Annotated in this window: 17 protein-coding genes and 1 pseudogene; 12 read left to right on the forward strand and 6 right to left on the reverse strand. The window is 69.5% G+C overall.

Annotation, left to right across the window (positions count from 1 at the left end; genetic code table 11):
• Together tal and tkt are read right to left on the reverse strand one after the other, a co-directional pair.
• A complete protein-coding gene (gene tal, locus AB0L75_RS12510; protein ID WP_365179347.1) occupies nt 1-1119 on the reverse strand; it encodes a transaldolase in 1119 nt (372 codons plus the stop codon).
• Between the two features lie 35 nt (nt 1120-1154).
• Nucleotides 1155-3242, reverse strand: coding sequence for a transketolase (gene tkt, locus AB0L75_RS12515; protein ID WP_365179350.1), 2088 nt, complete (start codon nt 3240-3242; stop codon nt 1155-1157).
• A gap of 377 nt (nt 3243-3619) precedes the next feature.
• On the opposite strand from tkt, the gene AB0L75_RS12520 reads away from it, so the two are divergent.
• The 4 genes from AB0L75_RS12520 to AB0L75_RS12535 all read left to right on the forward strand — a co-directional run bounded on the left by AB0L75_RS12520 (nt 3620) and on the right by AB0L75_RS12535 (nt 6982).
• On the forward strand, nt 3620-4576 hold the full coding sequence (locus AB0L75_RS12520; protein ID WP_365179816.1) for a heme o synthase: 957 nt from the start codon (nt 3620-3622) through the stop codon (nt 4574-4576).
• Nucleotides 4577-4645: 69 nt separating this feature from the next.
• Nucleotides 4646-4966 (forward strand): hypothetical protein, encoded by a 321-nt coding sequence (locus AB0L75_RS12525; protein ID WP_365179353.1) that lies wholly within the window; start codon nt 4646-4648, stop codon nt 4964-4966.
• A gap of 150 nt (nt 4967-5116) precedes the next feature.
• A complete protein-coding gene (locus AB0L75_RS12530) occupies nt 5117-6223 on the forward strand; it encodes an amidohydrolase family protein (RefSeq protein ID WP_365179356.1) in 1107 nt (368 codons plus the stop codon).
• Nucleotides 6224-6241: 18 nt separating this feature from the next.
• Entirely contained in the window at nt 6242-6982 is a 741-nt protein-coding gene (locus AB0L75_RS12535; protein WP_365179359.1) for a nucleotidyltransferase domain-containing protein, read from the forward strand.
• Between the two features lies 1 nt (nt 6983).
• Here AB0L75_RS12535 and AB0L75_RS12540 read toward each other — a convergent pair whose 3' ends face one another.
• From AB0L75_RS12540 to AB0L75_RS12555, 4 genes and pseudogenes are all read right to left on the reverse strand, one after another.
• On the reverse strand, nt 6984-7994 hold the full coding sequence (locus AB0L75_RS12540; RefSeq protein WP_365179363.1) for a COX15/CtaA family protein: 1011 nt from the start codon (nt 7992-7994) through the stop codon (nt 6984-6986).
• A gap of 46 nt (nt 7995-8040) precedes the next feature.
• Nucleotides 8041-8757 (reverse strand): ABC transporter permease, encoded by a 717-nt coding sequence (locus AB0L75_RS12545; protein ID WP_365179819.1) that lies wholly within the window; start codon nt 8755-8757, stop codon nt 8041-8043.
• A 47-nt stretch (nt 8758-8804) separates the two neighbouring features.
• Complete coding sequence (locus AB0L75_RS12550) at nt 8805-9728, reverse strand: ABC transporter ATP-binding protein (protein ID WP_365179365.1); 924 nt, start codon at nt 9726-9728, stop codon at nt 8805-8807.
• Between the two features lie 31 nt (nt 9729-9759).
• Nucleotides 9760-9873: pseudogene (locus AB0L75_RS12555) on the reverse strand (aminoglycoside N(3)-acetyltransferase); the annotation flags it as partial.
• 174 nt (nt 9874-10047) lie between these two features.
• On the opposite strand from AB0L75_RS12555, the gene AB0L75_RS12560 reads away from it, so the two are divergent.
• Genes AB0L75_RS12560 through AB0L75_RS12595 form a run of 8 tightly spaced genes read left to right on the forward strand, consistent with a single transcriptional unit; the run spans nt 10048 to nt 16617 of the window.
• Nucleotides 10048-10794 (forward strand): metalloregulator ArsR/SmtB family transcription factor, encoded by a 747-nt coding sequence (locus AB0L75_RS12560; protein ID WP_365179368.1) that lies wholly within the window; start codon nt 10048-10050, stop codon nt 10792-10794.
• Nucleotides 10791-12212 (forward strand): Fe-S cluster assembly protein SufB, encoded by a 1422-nt coding sequence (gene sufB, locus AB0L75_RS12565; RefSeq protein WP_365179371.1) that lies wholly within the window; start codon nt 10791-10793, stop codon nt 12210-12212. Before AB0L75_RS12560 ends, sufB begins: the two co-directional genes overlap by 4 nt.
• A gap of 60 nt (nt 12213-12272) precedes the next feature.
• The gene (gene sufD, locus AB0L75_RS12570) at nt 12273-13460 is read left to right on the forward strand and encodes a Fe-S cluster assembly protein SufD (RefSeq protein ID WP_365179374.1); all 1188 of its coding nucleotides are present in this window, start codon (nt 12273-12275) and stop codon (nt 13458-13460) included.
• Nucleotides 13457-13777: a non-heme iron oxygenase ferredoxin subunit gene (locus AB0L75_RS12575; RefSeq protein ID WP_014671978.1), complete on the forward strand. Its 321-nt coding sequence runs from the start codon at nt 13457-13459 to the stop codon at nt 13775-13777. The genes sufD and AB0L75_RS12575 overlap by 4 nt, the downstream gene beginning before the upstream one ends.
• A 7-nt stretch (nt 13778-13784) precedes the next feature.
• Nucleotides 13785-14549: a Fe-S cluster assembly ATPase SufC gene (gene sufC, locus AB0L75_RS12580; RefSeq protein WP_365179378.1), complete on the forward strand. Its 765-nt coding sequence runs from the start codon at nt 13785-13787 to the stop codon at nt 14547-14549.
• Nucleotides 14546-15802 carry a cysteine desulfurase gene (locus AB0L75_RS12585; RefSeq protein ID WP_365179381.1) on the forward strand — a complete coding sequence of 419 codons (1257 nt, stop codon included), beginning with the start codon at nt 14546-14548 and terminating at the stop codon, nt 15800-15802. Before sufC ends, AB0L75_RS12585 begins: the two co-directional genes overlap by 4 nt.
• 18 nt (nt 15803-15820) lie before the next feature.
• Entirely contained in the window at nt 15821-16288 is a 468-nt protein-coding gene (gene sufU, locus AB0L75_RS12590; RefSeq protein WP_076092461.1) for a Fe-S cluster assembly sulfur transfer protein SufU, read from the forward strand.
• Nucleotides 16285-16617 (forward strand): metal-sulfur cluster assembly factor, encoded by a 333-nt coding sequence (locus AB0L75_RS12595; protein WP_361126148.1) that lies wholly within the window; start codon nt 16285-16287, stop codon nt 16615-16617. The genes sufU and AB0L75_RS12595 overlap by 4 nt, the downstream gene beginning before the upstream one ends.
• The last annotated feature ends 84 nt before the right edge of the window (nt 16618-16701 follow it).

Genomic DNA, 16701 nt, shown 5'->3' on the forward strand with positions numbered 1-16701 from the left:
TCAGCCCTCCGAAGGGGCGAGGCGCTCGAGCTCCGCCTGGGTGGACTTCAGCAGGTCGTTCCAGGACGCCTCGAACTTCTCGACGCCCTCGTCCTCCAGCACCTGCACCACGTCGTCGTACGAGATGCCGAGCTTCTCCAGCGCGTCCAGGTCGGCACGCGCCTGCTCGTAGGTGCCGGCCACGGTGTCGCCGGTGACCTCACCGTGGTCCTCGGTGGCCTCCAGCGTGGCCTCCGGCATGGTGTTGACCGTGTTCGGCGCGACCAGCTCGGTGACGTACAGCGTGTCCGGGTACGCCGGGTCCTTCACACCGGTCGACGCCCACAGCGGACGCTGCTTGTTGGCGCCCGCGTTCTCCAGCGCGTTCCAGCGGTCGGAGGAGAAGACCTCCTCGTACGCCTCGTAGGCGAGGCGCGCGTTGGCGACGGCGGCCTTGCCGCGCAGCGCCTTGGCCTCGTCGGTGCCGATGCCGTTCAGGCGCTTGTCGATCTCGCTGTCCACGCGGGACACGAAGAAGGACGCCACGGAGCGGATCAGCGACAGGTCCAGGCCGCGCTCCTTGGCCTTCTCCAGGCCGGCCAGATAGGCGGCCATGACCTCGCGGTAGCGCTCCAGGGAGAAGATCAGCGTGACGTTGACGCTGATGCCGAGGCCGATGACCTCGGTGATCGCCGGCAGGCCCGCCTTGGTGGCCGGGATCTTGATCAGCGTGTTGGGGCGGTCGACCAGCCAGGCCAGCTGCTTGGCCTCGGCGACCGTCGCCTTGGTGTGGTGCGCGAGGCGCGGGTCGACCTCGATGGAGACCCGGCCGTCCTGACCGCCGGTGGCGTCGAAGACGGGGCGCAGGATGTCGGCGGCGTCGCGCACGTCCGCCGTGGTGATCATGCGGATGGCCTCTTCGACGGTGACCTTGCGGGCGGCGAGGTCCGTGACCTGCTGCTCGTAGCCGTCACCGCCGCTGATCGCCTTCTGGAAGATCGTCGGGTTGGTGGTGACGCCCACGACGTGCTGCTGGTCGATCAGCTCGGCGAGGTTGCCGGACGTGATCCGCTTGCGCGACAGGTCGTCCAGCCAGATCGCGACGCCTTCCTCGGAGAGGCGCTTGAGTGCGTCTGTCATGGAATTACATCTCCTACGTGTCGTATATATGAGCGTCAGCGCTGGGCGGCGGCGAGGGATTCCCGGGCCTTGGCGGCCACATTCTCGGCAGTGAAGCCGAACTCGCGGAAGAGCACCTTGCCGTCGGCGGAAGCACCGAAGTGCTCCAGGGAAACGATGCGGCCGGCGTCCCCGACATAGCGGTACCAGGTCAGCCCGATGCCCGCCTCCACGGCCACGCGGGCCCTGACCGACGGCGGGAGCACGGAGTCCCGGTACCCCTGGTCCTGCTCCTCGAACCACTCGACGGACGGCATCGACACGACACGCGTGGGAACGCCCTCGGCCTGCAGCTGCTCACGCGCCTCGACGGCCACGTGCACCTCGGAACCGGTGGCGATCAGGATCACCTGCGCCTGGCCGCCCTCGGCCTCGAACAGGACATAGCCACCCTTGGCGGCGTCCTCGTTGGGCTCGTACACCGGCACGCCCTGGCGGGTGAGCGCGAGGCCGTGCGGCTGGCCCTTGCCGAACTCCTTGGTGTAGCGCCCGAGGATCTCGCGCCAGGCGATCGCTGTCTCGTTGGCGTCCGCCGGGCGGACGACGTTCAGACCGGGGATCGCGCGCAGCGAGGCCAGGTGCTCGACCGGCTGGTGCGTGGGACCGTCCTCGCCGAGGCCGATCGAGTCGTGCGTCCACACGTACGTCACCGGCAGGTGCATCAGGGCCGACAGACGCACCGCGTTGCGCATGTAGTCGGAGAAGACGAGGAACGTACCGCCGTAGACACGGGTGTTGCCGTGCAGGGCGATGCCGTTCATCTCCGCGCCCATCGAGTGCTCGCGGATACCGAAGTGGATCGTCCGGCCGTACGGCTTGGCCTCGGGCAGCGGGTTGCCCTCGGGCAGGAAGGAGCTTTCCTTGTCGATGGTCGTGTTGTTCGACCCGGCGAGGTCGGCGGAGCCGCCCCACAGCTCGGGGATCACCGCGCCGAGCGCCTGCAGCACCTTGCCGGAGGCGGCACGGGTGGCGACACCCTTGCCCGGCTCGAAGACCGGGATCTTCTCCTCCCAGCCGGTGGGCAGCTCGCCCGCCGCGATGCGGTCGAACTCGGCGGCCCGCTCCGGGTTGTCGTCCCGCCACAGCTGCAGGGACTTCTCCCACTCGGCCTTCGCCTGCGCGCCGCGCTCCAGGGCCTTGCGGGTGTGGGTGATCACCGCGTCCTCGACGGCGAAGTGCTGCTCCGGGTCGAAGCCGAGGACGCGCTTGGTGGCCGCGACCTCCTCCTCGCCCAGCGCCGAGCCGTGCGCGGCCTCGGTGTTCTGGGCGCTCGGGGCCGGCCAGGCGATGATCGAGCGCATCGCGATGAAGGACGGCTTGTCCGTGACCTTCTTGGCCTCCTGGATCGCGGCGAAGATCGCGGCCGGGTCCAGGTCGCCGTTGTCCTGGGCCTCGACGCGCTGCACATGCCAGCCGTAGGCCTCGTACCGCTTGACGGTGTCCTCCGAGACGGCCGTCTCGGTGTCGCCCTCGATCGAGATGTGGTTGTCGTCCCACAGCAGGACCAGGTTGCCGAGCTTCTGGTGGCCGGCGAGCGAGGAGGCCTCGGCGGAGATGCCCTCCTGGAGGCAGCCGTCACCGGCGATGCAGTAGACGAAGTGGTCGAAGGGGGACTCGCCCTGCGACGTGTCCGGGTCGAACAGGCCGCGCTCGTAGCGGGCGGCCATCGCCATGCCCACCGCGTTGGCGACGCCCTGGCCGAGCGGACCGGTGGTGGTCTCGACGCCCTTGGTGTGCCCGTACTCCGGGTGGCCCGGGGTCTTCGAGCCCCAGGTGCGGAAGGACTCCAGGTCCTCCAGCTCCAGGCCGAAGCCGGCCAGGTAGAGCTGGGTGTAGAGGGTCAGGGACGAGTGGCCGGCGGACAGCACGAAGCGGTCGCGCCCGACCCACTCGGGGTCGGCGGGGTCGTGCCGCATCACCTTCTGGAAGAGGGTGTAGGCGGCGGGAGCCAGGCTCATCGCCGTACCGGGATGGCCGTTGCCGACCTTCTGTACGGCGTCGGCGGCCAGAACACGGGCGGTGTCCACGGCCCGCTGGTCCAGGTCGGTCCACTCAAGATCTGTGGTGGTCGGCTTGGTGCTCACCCTGGGTCAGGGCTCCTCTCCACATGTCGTTCGCCGGTCGTCGGGGCATACGCCCACCCGGCCGCCGGCGTGCTTCTGCCCGCCGGCCGCTGCCGAGCCTACCCCCGTAAGCACGTGCGTTTTTTCGAGTCATTCCAGACTGCCGGGAGTCTGTGCGATCCGCCTCCCGACTGGCCGACACGCCATTTGGCACATGAATACGGGGCCGGTCATCTGAGCGCTCAATCGAGAGGTGGGACCCCTCTTATGGGGCGTGCGCCAACACGACCCCACCCCCGCGAAGGCCGGGGTATGGGCAACGTCTAAAGTGGCGTGGTACGCGCGAGCCTTTACCGGGACTTCACACGGGGAGGCTTGCTGGGATGTCTCTGTCAGGGGTGTGCGTGACGGCCGTCGAATCACGTCCAGCGGGCGTGCTGGGTGGTGCGAGCCAGGGCCCGGTTCACCGGCCGTTCGGGGCCCGTGTCAAGGCGTTCGTGGCGCTGACCAAGCCGCGGATCATCGAGCTGCTGCTCATCACCACCGTTCCGGTGATGTTCCTGGCGCAGCAGGGTGTGCCGGACCTGACGCTGGTCCTGCTCACCTGCATCGGCGGCTATCTGTCCGCGGGCGGCGCCAACGCGCTGAACATGTACATCGACCGGGACATCGATGCCCTGATGGACCGCACGGCGCAGCGGCCGCTCGTGACCGGCATGGTCAGCCCGCGTGAGTGCCTGGCCTTCGGCATCACCCTCGCGGTCGTCTCGACGCTGCTGTTCGGATTCACCGTCAACTGGCTGAGCGCCTGGCTCTCGCTCGGAGCGCTCCTTTTCTACGTCGTCGTCTACACGATGATCCTCAAGCGGCGTACGTCGCAGAACATCGTGTGGGGCGGTATCGCCGGCTGCCTCCCGGTGCTGATCGGCTGGTCCTCGGTCACGAACTCGATGTCCTGGGCGCCGATCATCCTCTTCCTCGTCATGTTCTTCTGGACGCCGGCGCACTACTGGCCGCTGTCCATGAAGGTCAAGGAGGACTACGCGCGCGTGGGCGTGCCGATGCTCCCGGTCGTCGCCTCCAACAAGGTCGTCGCCCGGCAGATCGTCATCTACAGCTGGGTGATGGTCCTGGTCTCGCTGCTCCCCACCCCGCTCGGCTACACCGGCTGGTTCTACACGGTGGTCGCGCTCGCGGCCGGCGGCTTCTGGCTCTGGGAGGCGCACGGCCTGCAGAACCGGGCGAATGCCGAGGTGACCGGCGCGAAGCTGAAGGAGATGCGGCTCTTCCACTGGTCGATCACCTATGTGTCGATCCTCTTCGTCGCGGTCGCGGTGGACCCGTTCCTGCGCTGACACACGCCGGGCGTACGTCACAGAGGCCTGCTCTCGCCAGCCGATCTACTCGTGAGTAGCATCCTGGGCATGGCAGACACGCAGCAGGTTGACCCGAAGGCCGAGCGCAAGGCGGCCAAGCTCGCCCACCAGATCAGCGCCTTCGCCAAGGCACACGGCGGCGCGGAGGGCCAGGTGGCCCACATCGGCGAGCGCGGCGCCCGTATCGTCCTGGTCGGCGAGGACGGCGGCTGGGGCGACCTCGTGGCTCCCAGCACCGAGATCGCCCAGCAGGCGGTGGAGAAGGCCGGTATCACCGTCCACGAATCCTTCGACGGGGAGTTCGCCGCCAAGGTGCAGACGGGCCCGTACGAGTGGAAGCGCATGGCCGGCATTCAGATCGGCGGTTGATCAGCGCGCCCGAAGGGGCGCGGGGAACGGCGCGAGTAACCGAGAACGACCCGCAGTCGCCGAACTACGAACAGTCCCGAGTTCATCCGCGACCTCGAACCCCGTTCACCCGTTAGGCCGGTCAAAGCCAGCGCACGCGGGAGGGTCGGGATGATCGAAACGCCGTCCCTCGTGGACCAGTACTGCCACGGCGTACTACGGACGGAGCTGGGCCTCGGCACGTTCGAGGCCCAACTCGCCCGAACCGAGGGCCCACCCGCGCCCGGCACCACGCTCTTCGACACCCAGACGGGATTCGCCGTACGCCGCTGGTGCCCGCCCCTGCTCGGCCTGGAACCCCACTGCCCGCCCGCCAGATATCTCGCCCGCCGTCGCGAACTGGGCGCCCTTGAAGCGGGCCGCAGGCTGCTGCGGGGCAGCGGCATCACCACCTACCTCGTCGACACCGGCCTGCCCGGCGACCTCACCGGCCCCGCCGAGATGGCCTCCACCGGCGAGGCCGAGGCCCGCGAGATCGTCCGGCTGGAGCTGCTCGCGGAGCAGGTCGCCGACACCTCCGGCACCGTCGAGTCCTTCCTGGCCAACCTCGCCGAGTCCGTGCACGGAGCCGCCGCGAACGCGGTCGCCTTCACCTCCGTCGCGGGCCTCAGACACGGCCTGGCCCTCGCGCCCGAACCGCCGGGGCCGGGGGAGGTGCGGGGCGCGGCGGGCCGCTGGCTGGCCGGGCGGCGGGTCGGTGGGGCGCTCACGGACCCCGTGCTGCTGCGCCATCTGCTGTGGATCGCCGTCGCCTCGGGCCTGCCCCTGCAACTGCACGCCGGGCTCGGCGAGCCGGGCTCCCGCATCGACCGCACCGACCCGGTGCTGCTCACCGACTTCGTACGGGCCACGGCCGGGCTCGGCACCGATCTGATCCTGCTGCACGGCTACCCGTACCACCGGCACGCCGCCCACCTGGCCGGCGTCTTCCCGCACGTCTACACCGACTCCGGCGCCGCGCTCGTGCGCACCGGCGCCCGCGCGGCCACCGTCCTCGCCGAGATCCTGGAGCTGGCCCCGTTCGGCAAGATCCTCTTCTCCACCGGCGCCCATGGACTGCCTGAACTGCACGTCGTCGGCGCGCGCCTCTTCCGCGAGGCCCTCGGCCGGGTCCTGGGCGCCTGGGTCGCCGAGGGCGCCTGGTCCCTGGGGGACGGCCAGCGGGTGGCCCGGATGGTCGCGGCGGACAACGCGCGCCGGGTTTACGGACTCGGATGAGGTGTCCAGACTGGGCGGATGCCGACCGCATCGCTGCTCGACCGGTTCCTGGAAGAACTGCTGCCCCTGCGACCGCGCGCGTTATGGGCACACGGCTCACTCGCCGGCGGTGACTATCAGGAGGGCCGCAGCGACCTGGACCTGATCGCCGTGCTGCCGGGCCCGGTGCGCCTCGGGACCGTGCGGCGGGTGGTGGCCGTGCACCGGAGGCTGCGCACCCTGCCGCTGGCGGCCAAGCTCCACTGCAGCTATCTCACCCCGGCCGTCCTGGACGCCCCGGACCGCTCGCACCTCACCTGGGCGCACGGACACGTGATGCGCCGCCCGGTCACCCCCGTCACCCGGCGCGAGCTGCACGACTTCGGCCGGGTGCTGCACGGCGAGCCGCCGGCCGGGCTGCTCCCGGCGGTGCCGGAGCGGCAGCTGAGCGACTTCGTGGTACGGGACCAGCGGGACTACTGGCGCCCGGCGGTGGACAAGGCGCGGCTGTGGCGGCAGGACGTGTGGGTCGACCTGGGGCTGCTGACCTTCGCCCGGGCCACCGTGACCCTGCGGGACGGGCGGCTTATCTCGAAGCGGGAGGCCCTGGCCGGGCTTCCGGCGCTCGGCGCGCCCGCCGAGGTCGTCGCGGACATCACCCGCCGGCGCTACGACGACGCTCCCGCCCCGGCCGTCCAGGACTGGCTCGCCCGGCGCGCGGAGCTGACCCGCGCCTACCTCGGCCCGGCGATCGACGCGCTGGTCACCACCTACGGGTGACTCACGCGCGCGTGCCCACCGTCACCCCGGCCGACGCGTCGGGCAGGTCGAGGCCGGCCTCCGGGCGTTCCCGGAGCGACAGCAGCACGCGCAGCACGCCGATCCACACCAGGCAGGAGCCGAACATGTGCAGGCCCACCAGCAGCTCGGGCAGATGTGTGAAGTACTGCACGTAACCGATCACGCCCTGGCCGAGCAGGATCAGGAACAGATCGCGGGTGCGGGCGAGCGGACCCTTCGGCGCGTCCACCGCCTTCAGTACGAACCACAGCGCGAACGTCAGCGTCACCACGATCCAGGCGAGCACCGCGTGCAGCTTGGCCACCGTCTCCCAGTCGATGGGGATCCGCTTGACCTCGCTGGTGTCACCCGCGTGCGGCCCGGCTCCGGTCACCACCGTGCCGGCCGCGATGAGCAGCAGGGACGCGACCACCAGGAACCACACCAGCTGCTGCACGGCCTTGCCGACCAGCGGCCGGGGCGCGGCGTCGCCCTCGCGGGTGCGCTGCCACATCACCGCGGCGACCGTGGTCAGTGCCGTCGCCAGCAGGAAGTGCGCCGCGACGGTGTACGGGTTGAGGCCCACGAGCACGACGATGCCGCCGAGGATCGCGTTGCCCATCACCAGCCAGAACTGCGTCCAGCCCAGCCGGGTCAGGCTGCGCCGGTACGGCTTCTCGGAGCGTGCGGCGATGATCGCCCAGCCGACCGCGGCACACAGCACGTACGTCAGCATCCGGTTACCGAACTCGATCGCGCTGTGGTAGCTCAGCGCGGTCGTCGGCGTCAGCGAGCCGTCGGTGCACTCGGGCCAGGTCGGGCAGCCGAGGCCGGAGCCGGTCAGGCGTACGGCGCCGCCGGTGATGACGATGACCACCGACATCACGAGCGCGGCGAGGGCCGCCCGCTGGACGGTCCGGGGGGACGGGGTCCAGCGTTCGGCGATGAAGGCGAGCGGGTTGCGCACGGCCGCTGCGGCGTCGGCGGGGTTCAGCTTGGGCACGCGCACCATCGTAGGCCGCCGCTTGTGCACGCTTTCACGAGGGTCCGCCGTGCCCTCACTCCCAGCGGAAGAACTTCCCGGCAGCGGCCAGCCCCACGACCGCCCACACGGCCAGGATCCCCAGGTCGGCCCAGGGCATCCCGGCGCCGTGCTGGAGCACGTCCCGCAGGCCGTCCGACAGCGCGGAGATGGGCAGCAGCCCGAGCACGGCCTGCGCGCCCGAGCCGAACCTGTCGAGCGGCACGATGACCCCGCCGCCCACGAGCAGCAGCAGGAAGACCAGGTTCGCGGCGGCCAGCGTCGCCTCCGCCTTCAGCGTCCCCGCCATCAGCAGACCGAGCCCGGAGAAGGCGGCCGTACCCAGAATCAGAAGCAGGAGGACTGCCGCCGCGTTGCCGTGCGGGTGCCAGCCCAGCGCGAAGGCGATCGCCGTCAGCAGGATCACCTGGAGGACCTCCGTGACCAGCACGGACGCCGTCTTCGCGGTCATCAGGCCCCAGCGGGGCAGCGGCGAGGAGGCGAGCCGCTTGAGCACGCCGTAGCGGCGCTCGAAGCCGGTCGCGATGGCCTGCCCGGTGAACGCCGTCGACATCACGGCGAGCGCCAGGATGCCGGGGGCGAGGAAGTCCACCGCCTTGCCCTTGCCGGTGTCGACGATGTCCACGGAGCTGAAGAGCGCCAGCAGCAGGGTCGGGATGACCACGGTCAGCAGCAGCTGCTCGCCGTTGCGCAGCAGCATCCTCGTCTCCAGGGCCGCCTGTGCCGCGATCATGCGGGGGAGCGGCGCCGCACCCGGCTTCGGGGCGTACGTACCAACGGTCACGAGCGCAGCTCCTTGCCGGTCAGCTCCAGGAAGACGTCCTCCAGCGTGTGCCGTTCCACCGAGATCCGGTCCGGCATCACTCCGTGCTGGGCGCACCAGGAGGTCACGGTGGCCAGCAGCTGCGGGTCGACCTTGCCGACGACCCGGTAGCTGCCCGGGGTCAGCTCGGCGGCCGTGCAGTCGGCCGGGAGCGCCTTGAGCAGGGAGCCCACGTCGAGGCCGGGGCGGCCGGTGAAGCGCAGGGTGTTCTCGGCGCCGCCCTTGCACAGCTCCTCCGGGGAGCCCTGGGCGATGACCCGGCCGCCGTCGATGATCGCGACGTCATCGGCGAGCTGCTCGGCCTCTTCCATGTAGTGCGTGGTGAGGATCACCGAGACGCCGTCGGCGCGCAGGTCCTTCACCAGGTCCCAGGTGGCCCGGCGGGCCTGCGGGTCGAGCCCGGCCGTCGGCTCGTCCAGGAACACCAGCTCCGGGCGTCCCACGACGGCCATGGCGAGCGCGAGCCGCTGCTGCTGGCCACCGGACAGCCGCCGGTAGCCGGTCCGGCCGCACGAGCCGAGCCCGAGGCGCTCGATGAGCCCGTCCACGTCCAGCGGGTGGGCGTGCAGCTTCGCCACGTGCCGCAGCATCTCGTCCGCCCGGGCACCGGAGTAGACGCCGCCGGACTGGAGCATGACACCGATACGGGGACGCAGCTCGGCGGACTGGCGCACCGGGTCGAGGCCCAGGACGCGCACCGTGCCGGCATCCGGCTTCCGGTACCCCTCGCAGGTCTCGACCGTGGTCGTCTTCCCCGCCCCGTTGGGACCGAGTACGGCGGTCACACCCGTCCCGGCCACCAGGTCGAGGCCGTTCACCGCGGTCTTCGTGCCGTACCGCTTCACCAGGGCCTGGACCTGGACCACGGGCTCACTTCGCATGGGTCCAGAGTCTAGGGAGACGCCGCACCGCTCAGACGCCCGGGTGCGGGAACTCCTCCGCACGGGGCCGGAGCACGGGCAGCCACCGCTCCGGATACGCCACGGCGTCCGCCATGGGAAACAGCCGTACGTCCGCCGCCCCCACCGAGGGGAGCTGCGCCGCCGGGCGCCATCGAATTGCCTGTTCACAGCCTTGCCGAATGATCGATCAAAGATCGTTTTCGCAGGTCAGATTAGGTATGCCTAAGTGACGCAAGGCACCGTTCGATGATCCGGACGGCGCTTGTCAGGCTCTGAAGAATTACGCAACAATGGCGTTGTGAAAAACGTCGGCGAGGCTCGGGAGACCCCCCTGGGGGTCCCGCAGGAGGAGTTCGCGACCGGTGAGCGTTCCACGCGCAACCGGGTCGCGCGGTCCATCCTGGACCACGGCCCGTCGACCGTCGCCGAACTCGCCGGCCGGCTGGGACTGACCCAGGCGGCCGTCCGACGCCACCTGGACGCGCTGGTCGCCGACGACGTCGTGGAGGCGCGGGAGCAGCGGGTGTACGGGGCGCGCACGCGCGGCCGCCCCGCCAAGGTCTTCGCACTCACCGACTGCGGCCGCGACGCCTTCGACCAGTCGTACGACAAGCTCGCCGCGGACGCGCTCCGCTGGATCGCCGAGCAGGGCGGCGGCCCGGAGGCGGTCGCCGCCTTCGCCCGCGCCCGGATCACCGCCCAGGCGAGCGCCTACCGCAAGGCGATCGAGGCCGTCACCCCGGACAAGCGCGCCGAAGCACTGGCCAAGGCGTTGAGCGTGGACGGGTACGCTGCTACGGCGCGCAGCGCACCGGTCGGCGAGCAGCTGTGCCAGCACCACTGCCCGGTCGCCCATGTCGCGGAGCAGTTCCCGCAGCTGTGCGAGGCGGAGACGGAGATCTTCGCCGAGCTGCTGGGTACCCACGTCCAGCGACTGGCGACCATCGCGCACGGCGACGGCGTCTGCACAACGTTTATCCCGAAGATCACCCCCCAGAATTCCACTGACGCACCTGCAAGCACGGCCGGGAGGAACCCCGCATGACTCTCCCCACGGAGACTGCCCACCCTGAGCTCGAGGGCCTGGGCAAGTACGAATACGGCTGGGCCGACTCCGACGTGGCCGGTGCCTCCGCCCGGCGCGGCCTGAACGAGGACGTCGTCCGGGACATCTCGGACAAGAAGTCCGAGCCGGAGTGGATGACCAAGCTGCGCCTCAAGGGTCTGAAGCTGTTCGAGAAGAAGCCCATGCCGAACTGGGGCTCGGACCTCTCGGGCATCGACTTCGACAACATCAAGTACTTCGTGCGCTCCACGGAGAAGCAGGCGGAGTCCTGGGAGGACCTGCCCGAGGACATCAAGAACACCTACGACAAGCTGGGCATCCCGGAGGCCGAGAAGCAGCGCCTGGTCGCCGGCGTCGCCGCCCAGTACGAGTCGGAGGTCGTATACCACCAGATCCGCGAGGACCTGGAGGAGCAGGGCGTCATCTTCCTCGACACCGACACCGCGCTGAAGGAGCACCCGGAGCTCTTCAAGGAGTACTTCGGGACCGTCATCCCGGTCGGCGACAACAAGTTCGCGTCGCTGAACACCGCCGTGTGGTCCGGCGGCTCCTTCATCTACGTCCCGCCGGGCGTCCACGTGGAGATCCCGCTCCAGGCCTACTTCCGCATCAACACGGAGAACATGGGCCAGTTCGAGCGGACCCTGATCATCGTCGACGAGGGTGCCTACGTGCACTACGTCGAGGGTTGTACGGCCCCGATCTACAAGTCGGACTCGCTGCACTCCGCGGTCGTCGAGATCATCGTCAAGAAGAACGCCCGCTGCCGCTACACGACCATCCAGAACTGGTCGAACAACGTCTACAACCTGGTCACCAAGCGCGCCGTGGCCTACGAGGGCGCGACCATGGAGTGGATCGACGGCAACATCGGCTCCAAGGTGACGATGAAGTACCCGGCCGTCTACCTGATGGGCGAGCACGCCAAGGGCGAGACCCTCTCCATCGCCTTCGCGGGCGAGGGCCAGCACCAGGACGCCGGCTCCAAGATGGTCCACATGGCGCCGAACACCTCGTCCAACATCGTCTCCAAGTCGGTGGCGCGCGGCGGCGGCCGTACCTCGTACCGCGGCCTGGTCGAGATCGGCGAGGGCGCCGCGGGCTCCAAGTCCAACGTGCTCTGCGACGCGCTGCTCGTCGACACCATCTCCCGCTCCGACACGTACCCCTATGTGGACGTCCGCGAGGACGACGTGTCCATGGGCCACGAGGCGACCGTCTCCAAGGTCTCCGAGGACCAGCTCTTCTACCTGATGAGCCGCGGTCTGACCGAGTTCGAGGCGATGGCGATGATCGTGCGCGGCTTCGTCGAGCCGATCGCCAAGGAGCTGCCCATGGAGTACGCGCTGGAGCTCAACCGGCTGATCGAGCTGCAGATGGAAGGCGCGGTCGGCTGACGCCACCCGCCAGAGCAGCCTCCAGATTTCTTGACGCAGGAAGAGAGCACAACGACAGCCATGGCTGAGGCCCAGAACTCCCCATCGGTGGGCTCCACCACCGCCGGCCAGATCGCGGTCGCCGCCGAGTCGACCGTCGTCTCGCGCATGAGCGCGCCCCCGTCCTTCGACGTGGCGGACTTCCCGGTCCCGCACGGCCGCGAGGAGGAGTGGCGGTTCACCCCGCTGGAGCGCCTGCGCGGTCTGCACGACGGCACCGCGGTCGCGAACGGCGACGGCGTGAAGGTCGACGTCCAGGCCCCCGAGGGCGTCACCGTCGAGACGGTCGGCCGCGACGACGCGCGGATCGGCAAGGCGGGCACCCCGGTGGACCGCGTGGCCGCGCAGGCGTACTCCGCCTTCGAGAAGGCCTCGGTCGTCACCGTCGCGAAGGAGGCCGTCCTCACCGAGCCGATCCGCATCGCGGTGCACGGCGAGGGCGGCACCGCCTTCGGCCACCAGGTCATCGAGCTGGGCGCCTTCGCCGAGGCCGTCGTGGTCATCGACCACACCGGTGACGCGGTGCTCGCCGCCAACGTCGACTACGTCCTCGGTGACGGCGCCAAGCTGACCGTCGTCTCCGTCCAGGACTGGGACGACAAGGCCGTGCACGTCGCCCAGCACAACGCGCTGGTCGGCCGGGACGCCTCCTTCAAGTCCGTGGTCGTCACCTTCGGCGGTGACGTCGTACGACTTCACCCGCGCGTGGAGTACGCCGGCCCCGGTGGCGAGGCCGAGCTGTTCGGCCTGTACTTCACCGACGCCGGGCAGCACCAGGAGCACCGCCTGCTGGTCACCCACAACACCCCGCACTGCAAGTCGAACGTCGTCTACAAGGGCGCGCTCCAGGGCGACGACGCGCACGCGGTCTGGATCGGCGACGTGCTCATCGAGGCCAAGGCCGAGGGCACGGACACCTACGAGATGAACCGCAACCTGGTGCTCACGGACGGCGCGCGCGTCGACTCGGTGCCGAACCTGGAGATCGAGACCGGCGAGATCGTCGGCGCCGGCCACGCCTCCGCGACCGGCCGCTTCGACGACGAGCAGCTCTTCTACCTGATGGCCCGCGGCATCCCGGAGCATGAGGCCCGCCGCCTGGTGGTCCGCGGCTTCTTCGCCGAGCTGGTCCAGCAGATCGGTGTCGCCGACATCGAGGAGCGGCTGCTCGCCAAGATCGAGGAGGAGCTGGAGGCGTCGGTCGCATGACGTCGTTCGTACGCGCCTGCGGGCTGAGTGAGCTGGAGGAGGACACCCCGAAGCGGGTGGAACTCGACGGCACGCCGGTCTCGGTCGTGAAGACCGAGGGCGAGGTGTTCGCGATCTACGACATCTGTTCCCACGCGAACGTCTCCCTCTCCGAGGGCGAGGTGGAGGACTGCCAGATCGAGTGCTGGCTGCACGGCTCCGCCTTCGACCTCCGCACCGGCAAGCCGTCCGGCCTCCCGGCCACGCGCCCCGTCCCCGTATACCCCGTAAAGATCGAAGGGGACGACGTTCTCGTCTCCCTCACCCAGGAGTCCTGAGGCACCCATGGCAACGCTTGAAATCCGAGACCTGCACGTCACCGTCGAGGCCGACAACGCCACGAAGGAGATCCTCAAGGGCGTCGACCTCACCGTGAAGCAGGGCGAGACGCACGCCATCATGGGCCCCAACGGCTCGGGCAAGTCGACCCTCGCCTACTCGCTCGCGGGTCACCCGAAGTACACGATCACCAGCGGCACCGTGCTGCTCGACGGCGAGGACGTCCTGGAGATGTCCGTCGACGAGCGCGCCCGCGCCGGCCTGTTCCTGGCGATGCAGTACCCGGTCGAGGTCCCCGGCGTCTCGGTCTCCAACTTCCTGCGCACCTCCGCCACCGCCGTCCGCGGCGAGGCCCCCAAGCTGCGCACCTGGGTGAAGGAGGTCAAGGAGGCCATGGAGCGCCTCAACATGGACACCTCCTTCGCCGAGCGCAACGTCAACGAGGGCTTCTCCGGCGGTGAGAAGAAGCGCCACGAGATCCTCCAGCTCGAACTGCTCAAGCCGAAGGTCGCGATCCTCGACGAGACCGACTCCGGCCTCGACGTCGACGCCCTTCGCATCGTCTCCGAGGGCGTCAACCGCGTCCGCGAGACCGGCGAGGTCGGCACCCTGCTGATCACGCACTACACGCGCATCCTGCGCTACATCAAGCCCGACTTCGTCCACGTCTTCTCCGGTGGCCGGATCGTCGAGTCCGGCGGTGCCGAGCTCGCCGACAAGCTGGAGGACGAGGGCTACGAGGCATACACGAAGGGTGGCGTATCCGCGTGACACAGCTGCCGGGCCTCCTCGACACCGAGGCGATCCGCAAGGACTTCCCCGTCCTGGACCGGCTGGTCCACGACGGCAAGAAGCTCGTGTACCTGGACAACGCGGCGACCTCGCAGAAGCCGCGCCAGGTACTGGACGCCCTGAGCGAGTACTACGAGCGCTACAACGCCAACGTCCACCGCGGTGTGCATGTGCTCGCCGAGGAGGCCACGGCGCTGTACGAGGGCGCGCGCGACAAGGTCGCGGAGTTCATCAACGCGCCGAGCCGCGACGAGGTGATCTTCACCAAGAACGCCTCCGAGTCGCTGAACCTCGTGGCGAACATGCTGGGCTGGGCCGAGGAGCCCTACCGGGTGGACCACGAGACCGAGATCGTCATCACGGAGATGGAGCACCACTCCAACATCGTGCCGTGGCAGCTGCTCGCGCAGCGCACGGGCGCGAAGCTGAAGTGGTTCGGCCTGACCGACGACGGCCGCCTCGACCTCACCAACATCGACGAGATCATCACGGAGAAGACGAAGATCGTCTCCTTTGTGCTGGTGTCGAACATCCTGGGCACGGTCAACCCGGTCGAGGCCATAGTGCGCCGCGCCCAGGAGGTCGGCGCTCTCGTCTGCATCGACGCCTCCCAGGCCGCCCCGCACATGCCGCTGGACGTGCAGGCCCTGCAGGCCGACTTCGTGGCCTTCACCGGCCACAAGATGTGCGGCCCGACCGGCATCGGCGTCCTGTGGGGCCGCCAGGAGCTGCTGGAGGACCTGCCTCCGTTCCTGGGCGGCGGCGAGATGATCGAGACCGTCTCGATGCACTCGTCCACGTACGCTCCGGCGCCGCACAAGTTCGAGGCGGGCACGCCGCCGATCGCGCAGGCCGTCGGCCTGGGCGCGGCGATCGACTACCTGAACTCGATCGGCATGGAGAAGATCCTCGCCCACGAGCACACGCTCACCGAGTACGCGGTGCGCCGCCTGGCCGAGGTCCCGGACCTGAGGATCATCGGCCCGACCACGGCCGAGGACCGGGGCGCGGCGATCTCCTTCACCCTCGGTGACATCCACCCGCACGACGTGGGCCAGGTCCTCGACGAGCAGGGCATCGCGGTCCGTGTCGGCCACCACTGCGCACGGCCCGTCTGCCTCCGCTACGGAATTCCTGCGACCACGCGAGCGTCGTTCTATCTGTACTCCACGCCGGCCGAGATCGACGCACTGGTCGAGGGGCTGGAGCACGTTCGGAACTTCTTCGGCTGAGGGACGTGAGCTGAGACCGTGAAGCTGGATTCGATGTACCAGGAAGTCATCCTGGACCACTACAAGAACCCGCACGGGCGTGGTCTGAGGGATGGCGACGCCGAGGTGCACCATGTGAACCCGACATGCGGCGACGAGATCACCCTCCGCGTGAAGTACGACGGCACGAAGATCGCGGACGTCTCGTACGAGGGGCAGGGCTGCTCGATCAGCCAGGCGAGCGCGTCGGTCCTCAACGAGCTGCTGGTCGGCAAGGACCTGACCGAGGCGCAGAAGATCCAGGAGACCTTCCTGGAGCTGATGCAGTCCAAGGGCCGGATCGAGCCGGACGACGCGATGGAGGACATCCTGGAGGACGCGGTCGCGTTCGCGGGTGTCTCCAAGTACCCCGCCCGGGTCAAGTGCGCCCTCCTGAGCTGGATGGCGTGGAAGGACGCGACGGCCCAGGCGCTGGGTGGCGCCGACGCCGAAAGGAAGACGGCATGAGCGAGACCGCTGAGATGAAGCCGGCCTCGGAGGAAGAACTCCGCGAGGCGCTGTACGACGTCGTCGACCCCGAACTGGGCATCGACGTCGTCAACCTCGGTCTGATCTACGGGATCCACATCGACGACGCGAACATCGCGACGATCGACATGACCCTGACCTCCGCGGCCTGCCCGCTGACGGACGTCATCGAGGACCAGGCCAAGTCCGCCACGGACGGCCTCGTCAGCGAACTGCGCATCAACTGGGTCTGGATGCCCCCGTGGGGCCCCGACAAGATCACGGACGACGGCCGCGAGCAGCTCCGGGCGCTCGGGTTCAACGTCTGACCCCGCTTCAACAGACGGCCGTACCGTTCGCGGTACGGCCGTTTGGCATGTCCCGTCGCCTTCGCCTGTCCCGTCGTCTTCGCA

This window comes from Streptomyces sp. NPDC052101, from assembly GCF_040680235.1.
GTDB lineage: Bacteria > Actinomycetota > Actinomycetes > Streptomycetales > Streptomycetaceae > Streptomyces.